The sequence below is a fragment of the Parerythrobacter aurantius genome (assembly GCF_045291475.1).
GTDB classification, from domain to species: Bacteria; Pseudomonadota; Alphaproteobacteria; order Sphingomonadales; family Sphingomonadaceae; genus Parerythrobacter; species Parerythrobacter aurantius.
On record NZ_CP147985.1, the window covers coordinates 187,276 to 201,734 of the forward strand.

The 14,459-nt window shown below is 65.0% G+C and carries 11 protein-coding genes and 1 tRNA gene; 8 read left to right on the plus strand and 4 right to left on the minus strand.

Annotated features, from left to right (window positions below; genetic code table 11):
- The first annotated feature begins 4 nt into the window (after positions 1-4).
- From WAB17_RS01000 to WAB17_RS01015, 4 genes are all read left to right on the plus strand, one after another.
- Positions 5-595, plus strand: a complete 591-nt coding sequence (locus tag WAB17_RS01000; protein WP_435418184.1) for a Maf family protein — start codon at positions 5-7, stop codon at positions 593-595.
- Entirely contained in the window at positions 588-1,562 is a 975-nt protein-coding gene (locus WAB17_RS01005; RefSeq protein ID WP_435418185.1) for a ribonuclease, read from the plus strand. The genes WAB17_RS01000 and WAB17_RS01005 overlap by 8 nt, the downstream gene beginning before the upstream one ends.
- A complete protein-coding gene (locus WAB17_RS01010; RefSeq protein WP_435418186.1) occupies positions 1,559-1,720 on the plus strand; it encodes a DNA gyrase inhibitor YacG in 162 nt (53 codons plus the stop codon). The genes WAB17_RS01005 and WAB17_RS01010 overlap by 4 nt, the downstream gene beginning before the upstream one ends.
- Before the next feature lie 85 nt (positions 1,721-1,805).
- A tRNA-Phe gene (locus tag WAB17_RS01015) sits at positions 1,806-1,881 on the plus strand.
- A gap of 7 nt (positions 1,882-1,888) precedes the next feature.
- Here the strand turns inward: WAB17_RS01015 and WAB17_RS01020 are convergent.
- Positions 1,889-2,815 (minus strand): hypothetical protein, encoded by a 927-nt coding sequence (locus WAB17_RS01020; RefSeq protein WP_435418187.1) that lies wholly within the window; start codon positions 2,813-2,815, stop codon positions 1,889-1,891.
- A gap of 131 nt (positions 2,816-2,946) precedes the next feature.
- On the opposite strand from WAB17_RS01020, the gene purC reads away from it, so the two are divergent.
- Both purC and WAB17_RS01030 read left to right on the plus strand, forming a co-directional pair.
- Entirely contained in the window at positions 2,947-3,753 is an 807-nt protein-coding gene (gene purC / locus WAB17_RS01025; RefSeq protein WP_435418188.1) for a phosphoribosylaminoimidazolesuccinocarboxamide synthase, read from the plus strand.
- 64 nt (positions 3,754-3,817) lie between these two features.
- A complete protein-coding gene (locus WAB17_RS01030) occupies positions 3,818-6,685 on the plus strand; it encodes a M16 family metallopeptidase (RefSeq protein ID WP_435418189.1) in 2,868 nt (955 codons plus the stop codon).
- 64 nt (positions 6,686-6,749) lie between these two features.
- Here the strand turns inward: WAB17_RS01030 and WAB17_RS01035 are convergent, their stop codons facing one another.
- Complete coding sequence (locus WAB17_RS01035) at positions 6,750-8,999, minus strand: TonB-dependent receptor (protein ID WP_435418190.1); 2,250 nt, start codon at positions 8,997-8,999, stop codon at positions 6,750-6,752.
- Between the two features lie 267 nt (positions 9,000-9,266).
- On the opposite strand from WAB17_RS01035, the gene purS reads away from it, so the two are divergent.
- Positions 9,267-9,500 carry a phosphoribosylformylglycinamidine synthase subunit PurS gene (gene purS, locus WAB17_RS01040; protein WP_435418191.1) on the plus strand — a complete coding sequence of 78 codons (234 nt, stop codon included), beginning with the start codon at positions 9,267-9,269 and terminating at the stop codon, positions 9,498-9,500.
- A 4-nt stretch (positions 9,501-9,504) separates the two neighbouring features.
- Positions 9,505-10,176 carry a phosphoribosylformylglycinamidine synthase subunit PurQ gene (purQ, locus tag WAB17_RS01045; RefSeq protein WP_435418192.1) on the plus strand — a complete coding sequence of 224 codons (672 nt, stop codon included), beginning with the start codon at positions 9,505-9,507 and terminating at the stop codon, positions 10,174-10,176.
- Between the two features lie 19 nt (positions 10,177-10,195).
- Here purQ and WAB17_RS01050 read toward each other — a convergent pair whose 3' ends face one another.
- A complete protein-coding gene (locus WAB17_RS01050; protein WP_435418193.1) occupies positions 10,196-12,505 on the minus strand; it encodes a putative bifunctional diguanylate cyclase/phosphodiesterase in 2,310 nt (769 codons plus the stop codon).
- Positions 12,506-12,626: 121 nt separating this feature from the next.
- Positions 12,627-14,450, minus strand: a complete 1,824-nt coding sequence (glmS, locus tag WAB17_RS01055; protein ID WP_435418194.1) for a glutamine--fructose-6-phosphate transaminase (isomerizing) — start codon at positions 14,448-14,450, stop codon at positions 12,627-12,629.
- Positions 14,451-14,459 lie beyond the last annotated feature (9 nt).

Sequence of the window (14,459 nt, forward strand, 5' to 3'; positions counted from 1 at the left end):
GCCGGTGGCGACACCACAACTCGTACCAAGTCTCGTTCTGGCCAGCTCCAGCCCGCGCAGGCGCGACCTGCTCGGGCAGATCGGCGTTGTACCGGCGCGTGTGCAGTCACCCGATATCGACGAGACCCCGCACAAGGCGGAACAGCCGCGCCTTTATGCCGAGCGCATGGCGGTGGAGAAGGCACGGGCCGTGCCGCGCACTGATGCCGAGATCGTGCTGGCGGGCGACACGACCGTTGCGGCCGGGCGACGTATCCTCGGGCAGGCGCAATCGCCAGAGGATGTGGCCCGCTTCCTCGCGCTCCTTTCGGGGCGGCGCCACAGGGTTATCTCTGCCATCGCGCTGATCGACACCGCGGGCAAGCTGCGCAGCCGGGTGGTGACCTCGCAAGTCGGCTTCAAGCGGCTGAGCCCGCAGGAGATCGCCGCCTATGCCGAAAACGGTGAAGGCATCGGCAAGGCGGCAGGCTATGCCATCCAGGGCCAGGCCGCCGGTCTGATCGACTGGATCCAGGGCAGCTACACCGGCGTGGTCGGCCTGCCGCTATTCGAAACGCGGGCCCTGCTCAAGGCGGCGGGGATGCCAATTGCCTGAATGGCTGGTCGAGCGCGGCATCGGTGAGGAGCGCGCGGTCCTGTTCGATGACGGGGCGATCCGCGCCGCGCGGCTGCGCTGGAACGGGCGACTGGCGCATGGCGCTGTGGTCGAAGGCGTGGTCGCCGAGCGCTTTCCATCGACGCCTTCCGGCATCGTCCGCCTGCCCGACGGCACCGAGGCGTTCGCCCGCCGCCTGACCGCCGCCGACACCGTGGGCCGCACGGTCCGGATCGTGATCGAGCGAGAGGCCATCGCCGAGCGCGGGCGGCACAAGCGGGCACAGGCCATAGTCACGGCCGATCCGCTGAACCCAGCCCCGTCGCTGGCCGACAGCCTCCGCGCCGAAGGGCATGCCGCCACCGAAGTTCACCGCTTTCCGGCCGGGGCCGACTGGGAAGAGCTGTTCGCCGAGGCCTGGGCGGGAGCGGTGGACTTTTGCGGCGGCAGCCTGCTGTTCGCCGATACGCCCGCGATGACGGTGATCGACGTCGACGGCAGCCCGCCCGAAGCGATCGTGCACAATGCCGTCCCCGCCCTCGCCGCTGCCCTCAGACAGTTCGATATCGGCGGCAATATCGGCATCGATTTCCCGACGCTGGCCGACAAGGGCGACCGCCGCGTCGTGGACGGACGGCTCGGCGAGGCGCTAGTCGGCTGGCCGCATGAGCGCACCGCCATGAACGGCTTCGGCTTCGTGCAGATCGTCGCAAGGCTGCGCCGTCCGTCGCTCCTGCGGCTGATCGGACAGCACCGCACGTCCGCGGCCGTGCGCATTCTGCTGCGCCGCGCCGAATTGGTCGCCGATCCCGGTGCGATCCTGCTGACGATGCACCCTGCGCTGCAAGCGAAGCTGGCACCCGAATGGCTGGACGAGCTTGCCCGTCGCACAGGGCGCGAAGTGCGCACCGCGACCGATCCTGGTCTTGCTTTGAACGGCGCCTTCGCGCAGGCGGTACCGCTATGACCCGTACCTGCCCCATCTGCCGCAAACCCCGCACCGAGGAGTTCTCACCCTTTTGCTCGCAGCGCTGCAAGGACCGCGACCTCGCCCAATGGCTCAATGACGGCTACTCGGTCCCCGGCCCTCCCGCGGCACCGGAGGATATTGTCCCCGAAGACTGATTCCCCCCTTGCCAAGCGCGGTACCCTTCGCCATAGGCGCGCACTCATTCGCGCACAGGCCCAAGTCGGCTGATCGCGTAGGGATGCCTCGGTAGCTCAGTTGGTAGAGCATGCGACTGAAAATCGCAGTGTCGGTGGTTCGAATCCGCCCCGAGGCACCACCTCCTCCTAATCTTCGCCGAGATGCTCCATCAGCCGGCCGGTAACCTCCGGCAGCAGGGCAAGGTCTGCCGGTCGCGTCAGCCGCCAGACAGGCACGCTCGCAGCGATCCGGGCAGCGAGGTACGCCTGTTCGGCCAGTCGCCCCATCGCCTCTAGGAACTGCGGGCGATAGATCGTCTCGCGCAGCACCGTGGTGGCTGCTTCCCCGCCGGTGAGGCGCTCTATCGCGCAAGTCTCGCCATATGCGAGCGCATAGATGCCGGCCAGTGGCAGCGGTCGATCGACGGCAATGGTGGTGCCGCTTTCGAGATGGAACTTTTCCGCCCGGAACCAGTCCTGCACCCGCTCGCGGCCCGACAGGCCGAGCATGTCGATCGCCTCCGCCCACAGCTTGTGGCGCGTGCTGGACGGATAGAGCCAGGTGGGCTTGTCCGCCCGCCCCGGTTCGGCGCGGGAGAGGTCGTCGCCAACCAGCGGCAATCCCTGCTGCGCCAGCGCCGCCGCCATGGTCGACTTGCCCGCCCCTTGCGGTCCGCAAAATAGCACCGCGCCCGTCGGCCCGAGCACCGCGCTGCCATGCAGCATGGCCCAGCCGCGCTGGTAGCCAAGCGCGCCCCACGCACTGCCCAGGGTGAACAGCCTCGCCTCGAGCGAGGTTGGGTCGCCGTAAGGATTGATGGCGATCTCGCTCCCGGCGCTGATCTGCCACGTCCCGACATCCGGTACCGAAAAGCGCAGCGCGTCGCCGTCGATTACCGGAATATGGTCGGGTGTCGCGTCATCCCCCGGATGCCCGGCAAACCGAATGGTCACATCGGGCTCGCCCGCATCGCCATCCGCGCGGAAGGCGTGCCATTCGGGCAGTTCCATTTCCGAATGCACAAGGCAGCCGGAATGGCGATAGGCGAAGCGCGGGATCACCGGCGGGGACATAGCAGAGCTCGGGGAGCGGACAATTGCTATCACCGGCATTCCGCTGTAATGGCCGAGACACAGCCCCGGCGCGGCGAAGCTCACGGCTTCGCAGGCCGGGGCCAAGCGTTTTACCCTGAGGAATTCCCGCCATGTCGCGTCGCCGCCAGATTTATGAGGGCAAGGCCAAGATCCTGTACGAGGGCCCTGAACCGGGCACGATCATCCAGTACTTCAAGGACGATGCGACCGCTTTCAATGCCGAAAAGAAGGGCACTATCAGCGGCAAGGGCGTGATCAACAACCGCATCAGCGAGCATGTCTTCACCCGCCTCAGCCACATCGGCATCCCGACCCATTTCATCCGCCGCCTCAACATGCGCGAACAGCTGGTGCGGCAGGTCGAAATCATCCCGATCGAAGTGGTCGTGCGCAACGTCGCCGCCGGGTCTATTAGCAAGCGGCTGGGCATTCCCGAGGGGGAGCCGCTGCCGCACACGCTCATCGAATATTACTACAAGGACGATGCGCTGGGCGACCCGCTGATCGCCGAAGAGCATATCGCCTGCTTCAACTGGGCAGGCCCGGAAGAGATGCAGGATATCGCCAGCATGGCGATCCGCATCAACGATTTCATGGCCGGCATGTTCGCCGCGATCGACATCCGCCTGATCGACTTCAAGCTCGAATTCGGCCGCATCTGGGACGGCGACTACAGCCGCGTGATCCTGGCCGACGAGATCAGCCCCGACGGCTGCCGCCTGTGGGACATGACAACCGGCGAAAAGCTCGACAAGGACCGTTTCCGGAGGGACCTCGGCGGCGAGAGCGAGGCCTACCAGGAAGTCGCCCGCCGGCTCGGCCTGCTGCAGGAAGACGACGGGAGCAGCCCGGGCGAGGTATTCGACATGAGCGCCCACCGCAGCCGCCTGCGCGGGGCGCCCAAGCCCAAGAAATAGGCACCGACGGCCAGAAAACGCCTGCGCTCTTGCAGGCAAGCCATTGATGCGGCAGGTTGAAACGATGAAGGGTCGTTTCCTGCTCGCGTCTTTCGCGGCCATCGTCGCTGCTCCACTCGCAGCCAATCCATCGTCACCCCCTCCTGTCGCGGAGGCAACCACGGCCGAACCGGTCTGGGCGTGGGAAGAAGGCGACCTCGAACCGGAAAGCGGCTATATTTTCGGCGTGCTCGACAATGGCATGCGCTACATCATCCGCAGCAACGCAACCCCTGCCGGCACAGCGCTGGTCCGGATGGAGGTCGGGGCCGGTCGGCTCGATCAGAGCGAAACCGAACGAGGGGCAGCCCATTTCGTCGAGCACATGGTGTTCAATGGCAGCACCAATGTGCCCGAAGGCGAGATGGTCAAGCTGCTGGAGCGACTGGGCCTGCGGTTCGGGGCCGATACCAATGCCGAAACCAATTTCAACTACACCCAGTACAAGCTCGACCTGCCGGCCAGCACCCCTGAACTGATCGATACTGCATTGTTCCTCATGCGCGAGACCGCCAGCGAGCTGCTGTTCGATCCTGCAGCTGTCGAGCGGGAACGCGGCATCCTCCTGTCCGAACAACGCGACCGGACGAACTACGCCTTTACCAACAGCTATGACCTGCTGGCGTTTGCCGCGCCGGATTCGCGACTTGTCGCGCATTTTCCCGGCGAGGGACGGGAGGATCTCGATGACCTGGACGCCGACCGCCTGAAGGCTTTCTGGGAACGCAACTACGTGCCGCACAAGACAACGCTGGTCGTTGTCGGCGATTTCGATGCAGCCGAGGTGGAAGCCAAGATCAGGGCGCGCTTTGCCGACTGGGCACCGCGGTCGTCGCCAGCGCAGCCCGGTGCCGGCCCCGTGGACCCGAACCGCAAGGGACTGACCGATATCCATCTCGATCCTGCCCTGAGCGAACAGGTCGTCGTCAGCCGGGCGGGGCCTTGGACCGACCAGCCCGACACGCTCGTCAAGCGCGAGACCGACATGCTGCGGGTGATCGGCTACGGCATCCTCGCGCGCCGGTTCCAGCGCACCGCGCAGGCGGAAAACCCTCCCTTCCGCGCCGCCGGGTTCGGGACCGGCGACGTGCTGGAAGCATGGCGCGAAACATCGCTGTCGATACAGGCGGTCGACGGAAAATGGGCGGAAGGCCTTGCTGCGGCGACCGGCCTCTACCGCCAGTTTCTTACCCATGGCGTGAGCGAGGCCGAGATTGCGGAACAACTTGCGGCCATGCGGACCAATTTGCAGAATGCCCAAGCCGGCCAAGCGACGCGCAGCCATGCTGCCTTCGTCGCGCGTGCTATAGCGCTGGTGCGCAACGGGGCCATCCCGATTTCGCCCGATACGAACCTCGCGATACTCGAAGCCGTTGCGCCCAGGGCGACACCGGCGGCGGTCCTGGCGGCGGTCGCCGCCGATGCAATTCCCTTGGACGATCCCCTCATCCGTTTCAGCGGCCGGACCGCCCCGGAAGGTGGCGAAGCCGCTTTGCGGGCGGCATGGGAGACCGCCATGGCAGCGCCGATTGCAGCGCCTGTCGCAGCGCAGGTCGCCGATTGGGGCTATACCGATTTCGGCCCCGCCGGCACGGTCGTGTCCGATACCGTCAGCGAAGCGCTGGGCATCAGGCAAATCGTGTTTGCCAACAATGTGATGCTCAACCTCAAGCGGACCGACCTTGCGCGCGACAGTATCAGCCTGACGCTCGGGATCGATGGCGGATCCTACCTCGATACGCGCGAGGCCCCTTACGGCACGGATTTGACCGGGCTGTTTGCCGCTGCCGGCCTCGGCAAGCATTCGCTGGACGAACTGCAAACAATCCTGGCGGGACGTCGCGTCAATTTCTCGCTCGGCGAAACGCCGGACCGGTTCGCCGCCGGGGCAGCCACCACGCCGCGCGACCTGGAATTGCAATTGCAGCTTGTCGCCGCCTACCTGACCGATCCGGCATATCGGCAGGAACCCCTCGTCCGGTGGCGCAACGGGCTGGACGATTATTTCGCGCAACTGACGGCAACGCCGGGGTCCGCCCTGTCATCGGTGTTGGGAGGGATACTGTCGGACGGCGACCCGCGGTTCACGACCGCATCCCCCGAAGCGTTGCGCGCGCTCGATTTCGAGTTGCTGCGCGCGACAATCTCCGACCGGCTTCGCAACGGCGCAATCGAACTGGCGCTGGTAGGGGATTTCGACGAAGAGCAGGCCATAGCCCTTGTCGGCAAGACGCTGGGCGCCCTGCCGAAGCGCGAAGGGGCTTTCCGGTCCTATCCCGAAGGCAGGCAGCGCAGCTTCACGGCGCAGCGCGGCGACCGGATCGTCTATCATGACGGCGAAAGGTCGCAGGCCCTGCTGCAATATGCCTGGCCGACACGCGACTATGTCGACCCGCAAGCGACCGCCGAACTCAACCTGTTGCGGGCCGTAATCGACCTGGAGATGACGGAAACGCTGCGGGAAAAGCTCGGCAAGGCCTATACCCCGCAGGTCAGCAATTCGCAGTCGCGATTTTACGATGGCTACGGCGTTTTCGCTCTCCTCGCCTCGGTGGACGTGGCGGAAGTGGAGGCAACGCGGACGGCGATCGATGAAGTTATCGCGCGTCTGCGAACCGAGCCTATTTCGTCCGACACGCTGGAACGCGCGCGCCAGCCGATTTTCCAGGACCTCGAAAACGCGCTCAAGACCAATGCCGGCTGGTTGGGTTACGTCGCCCGCGTGCAGACCGATCCCGACCAGATCGACCGCTTCCTCAAGGCTCGCGAACGCTATGCCGCGATCGACCCGGCGCGTTTGCAGGCCGTGGCCGCGCAATATCTGACCGCCGATGGCGCCGTCCGCTTCATCGTCTTGCCGCGTCCCGCCGACGAAGCGCCCGCGAAACCCTGATCCCGGAACGAAGAAGGGCGCCTGCAAGAGGCGCCCTTCCCTATCTGCAACCTCGCCGAATGCGTCAGTAACTGATGCTGGCGGAGATACCGATGATGCGCGGTTCGTTGACGAAAGCCGTGTTGTTGTTGAAGTCGATGCCGCCGCGGACATTGTCCTCGTTGGTGATGTTGCGCGCGAACAGCGCCACCGACCACCTGTCGTCGATATCGCCGTAACCGATCCGCAGACCCCCCTCGATCTGGTTGTTCGAATTGAACTCCAGGCTTTCGTAGAGGAAGAAATTGGTCTTGCCCTGGTACTGCCAGTCGGTGAAGACGAAGATCTTGTTGTCGTCGCCCACGGGCAGGGTCAGCTCGGCGGTGACGTCGGCGGTGAATTCGGGGGCATTGGGGAACGGATTGCCGTCCACCAGCGCGCGAGTATTGCCGGCAATGACCGTGGTCGGATCGGTCACCGTACACTGGGCACAGATGCCCACCGCCAGCGCGTTGTCCTTGATCTCCGTATTGTTCCAGGCAACGCCGGCGGTGATCGTGAAGAAATCGCTGAGCTGGAAGGCGCTGTCGAGCTCGAAGCCGTAGCCGACGCCCTTGTTGGCATTGACGAGCTGCACCAGATTGCCGCCGCCGCCGACCGCAGTGAACTGCGGATCGTCAACGGTGTAGTAGAACACGGCGCCGTTCAGGCGCACGGTCCGCCCGGCCAGCTCGGATTTGAAGCCGGCCTCGTAGGACATGATCTTCTCGCTGGTCGCAACCGAAGGCGGGGAGAAGAAGGCGACGTCGCGGCCCTGGATGGTCGGCGCGCGGAACCCGCTCGCGACGCGCGCATAGAGGCTCGCATCGTCGCTCACATCGGCAAAGGCGCTGAGGTCCCAGCTCAGTCGGGCATCCTCGACCGAACGGAACTGCGGATCGGCGCTGTTGCGGACGCGGAAGAGCTTGTCGTCCTCGGTCCAGCGCAGGCCGCCGGTCACCCGCACGGTATCGCTGACCTGCCCGGTCAACTGACCGAACACCGCCCAGGCATCGTTGCTGTGGCGCACAGTCACGGGCGGCGGGAAGGTGAAACCGACAGTCGTGACGTCGAACTCGCTCCAGAAGCCGAACCCGCCGATCTGCCAGGTCAGCGGCCCTTCGGTGTTCGATGCCAGCCGGACTTCGTGGGTGACCTGTTCGAGCTCGATCGAATCCTGCGTATCGGCCGGGAACGGGATGAATCCCGGCCCCATCACGGGCAGGAAGGACGCGCCGAACCCGCCGTCGATATCTCCGCGGCTCGACCCGGTGCTGTCGTAGTACGAGGTGATGGAGGTCAGCGTGAGCGCATCGCTGGCCCATTCGAACTTCCCGCTGAGGCCGAAAGTCTTGTAGCGCGCCTGGTTGTCGGCACCGGCGTCGAAGAACACCGTGTTGCGGTCGTAATTGGCGTTGAGATCGTTGTTGCCCGGGCCAAGGATGTTGGCGCGGAACAGCGTCGAGGTGCCGTCGAGATCGCGATACTGCGCGTTGACGAGGAACGAGGCGTCTTCGGTGAACTGGAACAGCAACTGGCCGCGCACGGCCACATCGTCGAACCCGCCGAGCGCATCCTCTTCCCCCGTGAAGCCGTTGTCGACCCAGTTGTCCCGATGCTGCCACAGGCCCGACAGGCGTACGGCGATCTTCTCGGGCTCCAGTACAATGTTGGCACCGAAGTCGAGCGCAACCGAACCCAGCGTCCCGACGCTGAGCGAAGCCTGCCCGTCGGTTTCGAAGCCCGGCTTGCGGGTGTCGATCTTGACGATGCCGGCCGGCGTGTTGCGGCCGAACAGCGTGCCCTGCGGACCGCGAAGCACCTCGACCCTCGCGACGTCGAACAGCGGGAAACTTTTCAGCGTGACGTTTTCGAGCACGACATCGTCCATGACGACCGAAACCGGCTGCGAGGCGGCTAGGTCGAAATCGGTGTTGCCGAGCCCGCGGATATAGAAACGCGGCGCGGCCCGCCCGTTGGAGCTTTCGACGAACAGCCCGGGGACCTGCCCCGAAAGCGCAGTATTGTCGGCCCCGGCCGAGAACAGCGTGGTCACCCGGTCCTCATCGAGCGTCGCCGCCGAAACCGGCACGTCCTGCAGATTTTCCTCGCGCCGGTTGGCGGTGACGACAATGACATCGAGGCCTGTGCCTTCCGCCCCGGTAGCGGCAGGGTCCGCATCCTGCGCGGCGGCAGGCGCGGCAAAGGCAAGCGCGGCAAGCGCCAGGGCAAACGGGCTCGCATTGCAAAGCGAGGGTTGGATCGAATGGCGGTTCAGGTGGCGAAAGGTGCTCATCGGGTCCTCCCGGTTTGGGGGTAAAACGGAACGGTAGACACGTATTCCGGGCCGCTCATAGGCGCGAAAGGGTTGCCAGGGCGAGAAACAGGCACGCAAAAACGCGGTTTGCGCAGTCCTTTGCGCGCGGGGTGTAGCAGTAATGTAACGGTGATAGCCCTGGCCGTGGTGCGGAATGCACCTCGCTGCGGGATTGCGGCGCGGCGAGCGATCGCTATAGGGACCGGGCTCCAGTCCAGCCTGCGCACCAGTCCCGGAGCCTGCCCCATGAAGATTCGCGTCCACGTCAGCCTCAAGCCCGGGGTGCTCGACCCGCAGGGCCGCGCCGTTCATCACGCGCTGGAAGGGCTCGGGTTCGACGAAGTGTCCGATGTGCGGGTCGGCCGGCTGATCGAACTGGACGTGGCCGACAGCACCAGCGATGCGGCGCTGACGGAAATGTGCGAAAAGCTGCTGGCCAATACGGTGATCGAGAATTTCTGCATCGAAAAGGCGGGCTGAAGCGATGAAAACCGCCGTCATCACCTTCCCCGGCTCCAACTGCGACCGCGATATGGCGGTGGCGCTCGAACAGGCTGCCGGCAGCGCTCCGCTGCGGGTATGGCATGGCGATAGCGATTTGCCGGCCGGCCTCGATTTCATCGCCCTGCCCGGCGGTTTCTCCTACGGCGATTACCTGCGTTCGGGGGCGATGGCGGCCAAGAGCCCGATCATGCGCGCGGTCATGCGCGAGGCGGCGCGCGGGGTGCCGGTGCTCGGCGTGTGCAACGGTTTCCAGGTCCTGACCGAAGCAGGTCTTCTCCCGGGGGCGTTGATGCGCAACGCCGGACAGAACTTCGTTTGCCGGACGGTCGAGCTCAAGGTCGAAAACAGCCAGTCGCTGTTCACCGGCGGGTACGATGCGGGGCAGACCATCGCCATCCCGATCGCGCATCACGACGGGAACTACTACGCCGATGAAACCACGCTCGACCGGTTGGAAGGCGAAGGCCGGGTGGCGTTCCGCTATCTTGCCAATCCCAACGGCTCGCAGCGCGACATCGCGGGTATCCTCAACGATGCCGGCAATGTGCTGGGCATGATGCCACATCCCGAACGGGCCATCGAAACGGCACACGGCGGGACCGATGGATTGCCGCTGTTCAAGGCTGCGCTGGAACGCCTCGCCGCGGCCTGAGGCGCGCCGGCACCGCCCGCTAAGCGATGAGCCGCGCCTGCCGGTCGAACAGTGTGCGAGCGTCCTGCGCCGACATCGGCCGGCCGAAGTAATAGCCCTGGATCTTGGTGCAGCCCATGTCGCGGATCATCCGCGCCTCGTCGGCGTTCTCGACCCCTTCGGCCGTCGTGGTCATGTCGAGACTGTCGGCCATCGCCACCACGGCACGGATGATGGCAATGCTCTCGTTGTTACCCTGCGCCGCGCCCTGCACGAAGCTGCGGTCGACCTTGATCGTCGAGAACCGCAGCGTGCGCAGGTATCCGAGCGAGGAGTAACCCGTCCCGAAGTCGTCGAGCGCGACCTGGCAGCCCAGCGCCATCACTTCTTCCAGCGCGCCCCGCGCCACATTGGCATCGCGCAGGAAAATGCTTTCGGTGACCTCTATCTCCAGCCTGCTGGGTTCGAGTCCGCTGACCGACAGGGCGCGTACGACCGTCGCGGCAAAATCGGGCTCGACGAGCTGTTCGGGTGAAACATTCACATTGACCTTGGTTGGTGCCGGCCAACCAGCCGCCTCGATACAGGCCTGCTCGAGCACCCATGAGCCGATCGGCACAATCAATCGGGTTTCTTCCGCCAACGGCACGAACTTGACGGGCGACACGAAGCCGTGTTCCTCGCTGTTCCACCTCAGCAAAGCCTCGAAGCTGATGATGCTCTCGTCGTTGGCATCGACGACCGGCTGGAAATGCAACAGCATTTCGCCCTTTTCGAGCGCATTGCGCAGGGAAAATTCAAGCTTGCGCCGCTCTTCGGCCGACTTGTGCAGGGAAGGCTCGTAAATGCAGTGTTCCGCTCCGCCCAGATCCTTGGCGCGATAAAGCGCCAAATCGGCGTTGCGCATGAGTTCTTCGACACTCTTGCCGTCGCGCGGGGCCACTGCCGAACCGACGCTGGCCCCGACATATAGCGTGTGGTGATCGACCTCGTAGGGTTCCGACAGGCGCTTGATGACCCTGCGCGCGACATCTTCGACGCGGGCGCGATCCGAAGCGTCACGGATGACGATAGCGAACTCGTCTCCGCCGAGCCGGCCGCAGATCTCGTTCTCGGTCATCAGCTCCTTCAGCCTGGCCGAAACCTGCGCCAGCAGGCGATCGCCCACAAGGTGGCCGAGCGTGTCGTTGACGGCCTTGAACCGGTCGAGGTCGATCATCAGGAAAGCGCATCGCGAACGCCATTGCCGGGCGTAGCGCATGGCCTCTCCCAGCGCTTCGTTCAGCATCAGGCGATTGGGCAGTTCGGTCAGCGTGTCGTAGCGCGCGAGGTAGGCGATCTTCTCGGACGACTCGCGCTGTTCGGTCACGTCCGAGCCGACCCCACGGAAACCGATATGCTGGCCCTTGTCGTCGAGCATGGGTGTGCCCGACAGCTCCCACCAGCGGCTTTCATTGTCGATCGAGACCTTGACCAGCAGGTTGGAGAAGCTTTCCCGGCGCTTCAAGCGTTCGGCAAGATCGTGCAGGCTGGCCGGGAACTGTCCCGTCTCCCAAGCCTTGCCCGCGATCAGCTGCAGGAAGGGAACGCCCTCGGCCGCTTCCGGCTCGACGCCCATGGCGAAAGCGAAGCGCGGGCTGGCAGACCGAACCTTCCTGGTCGTGTCGATCTGCCAAAGCCAGTCGGCCTCGTTCTCCTCGAATTCACGGAGAAGCAGCGACACCACTTCGTTACGTTCTGCCATCCCCGCTTCCGCCACGGCACCGCGCAGGAACGATTGCGCGCGGGTGACAATCCCGAAGCCCGTAACGACTGCCAGCCACAGGGCGCTCGCTGCCGCGACGTATTCGCCCGCAACCAGCAAACTTACGAAGCCGACCGAATAGACGGTGAAGACATAGGCAAAGGCACCGAGTGGCGCGGAACCAATCGTGATGGCCGCCCCCACCGGGACGATCGCGACCAGGGACCAAACCAGTACGAGGTCGGCGCTATTGCCGCCGACCAGCATCATCGGCAACGGCAACGACCAGCTGGCCGCCGATCCAAGGGCTGCACGGCTGTGCCGCAGCATGTCCCCCCGGGCCAGCGTCCGGCCGTCGAGCCGGCGCAATTCAATGTCATGCCTGGTCAGGTTGGCGACGGCGATGGCAAGCAGGCCGGCCCACAGACCGAGCCACAAGGCAGGGAGTGTCGCCATGCTTGCAAGGATGACGAGCGTGGCGGTAACGACGTGCGATGCGACCCTTATGCGGGTGATCTGCCCCAACCGGGCATACTGGAACGCACGCAACCGCGGCCAGTCGAGCCCGCCTGTATCCTTGATGCCGACAAGCGCGAGCAGAGGCACGTCCGCCGGCAGGGAAACGGATTCAGTTCGGTTTTCGCTCACCCGGCGAGCGTTACGGGTGAAAGGTTATCTGCCAGTAAAGGATGGAGAAAGAAACGCAGCGCAGCCGTTCAATTGGACCCTACTCGACGGTAACCGACTTCGCGAGGTTGCGCGGCTGGTCCACATCCGTACCTTTGACGACCGCCACATGATAGGCCAGCAACTGCACCGGCACCGCGTAGACGAGCGGCGCGATCAGCGGGTGAACCTTGGGCATTTCGATCGTCGCCAGGCACCCGTCGCCCGCCTCCTCCAGCCCTTCGGCATCGGATATGAGCACGATCTTGCCGCCCCGGGCGCGCACTTCCTGCATGTTGGACACGGTCTTTTCGAACAGCGGTCCCGACGGCGCCAGGACGATCACGGGCACCGCTTCGTCGATCAGCGCGATCGGGCCGTGCTTCATCTCGCCTGCGGCATATCCTTCCGCGTGGATATAGCTGATTTCCTTGAGTTTCAGCGCGCCTTCCATGGCGAGCGGATAGTCCGGCCCACGGCCCAAGTAGAGCACGTCGCGCGCCGGGGCGAGGAGCGGCGCCATGGCGGCAATATCGTCGTCATGGTCGAGCGCGGCGTTCAGCGCCGCAGGGGCCTCGATCAGATGGCGCACCACCTCCTGCTCCTCCGCACGGGTCATGCGGCCTTTCCTGACCGCCAGATGCGCGGCCAGCGCCGCCAGTACGGCGAGCTGGCAGGTGAAGGCCTTGGTGGAAGCGACGCCGATCTCGGGGCCGGCATGGATCGGGAGCAGCAGGTCGGCCTCGCGTGCCATCGTGCTGGTCGGCACATTGACGACCGCGGCGATCGTCTGGCCGTTTTCCTTGCAGTGCCTCAGCGCCGCCAGCGTATCGGCCGTTTCGCCGCTCTGCGAGATGAAGATGGCGAGTCCGCCGTCCTCCAGCACGGGGTCGCGATAACGGAACTCGCTCGCCACATCGATATCGACCGGAACGCGAGCGAAGGTCTCGATCCAGTATTTCGCGACCATGCCGGCGTAATAAGATGTCCCGCAAGCGACGATGGTAATGCGCCGGATCGATGACAGGTCGAAATCGATCTGCGGCAAAGCCACGCTTTCGTCGGCCTGACGGACGTAGGAATTGAGTGTCTGGGCGACCACTGTCGGTTGCTCGAATATCTCCTTCTGCATGAAATGGCGGTAATTGCCCTTTTCTACCGCCGCGGCCGATGCGCCAGATGTCACGACGTCGCGCTCCACCGGCTTGTTCTCGAGGTCGAAAATGCGTGCGCCGTCGCGCGTGATGACGACCCAATCGCCTTCGTCAAGGTAGGCGATCCTCTGCGTCAGCGGAGCCAGTGCGAGGGCGTCCGAACCGAGATAGGTTTCGCCATCGCCATAGCCGACGACCAGCGGCGATCCGAGGCGGGCGCCGATCAGCATGTCGGGATGCTGCCGGAACGCAATCGCCAGGGCGAAGGCACCGCGCAGGCGCGGCAGCACGGCCTTGACGGCCTCTTCAGGCGATGCGCCCCGTTCGATCTCGACGGAGACAAGGTGCGCTACCACTTCGCTGTCGGTATCGCTTTCCAGGGTACGCCCTGCCGCCTCGAGCTCTGCCCGCAGCGGTTTGAAGTTTTCGATAATCCCGTTGTGGACCAGCGCCACCTCGCCGGTCGCATGGGGGTGGGCGTTGTTCTCGGTCGGCGCGCCGTGGGTCGCCCAACGGGTGTGGGCAATGCCGATGGTACCGGGGGCCGGACTGCGGGCCAGTTCGGCAGCGAGATTTGCCAGCTTGCCGCTGGCCCGGCGGCGGACCAGCGCGCCGCCGTCAACAGTGCAGACCCCTGCACTGTCGTAGCCGCGATACTCCATTCGCCGCAGACCGTCGACCAGCCGGTCGGCCACCGGTTCCTTGCCCACAATTCCGATAATGCCGCACATGGGGTTCTG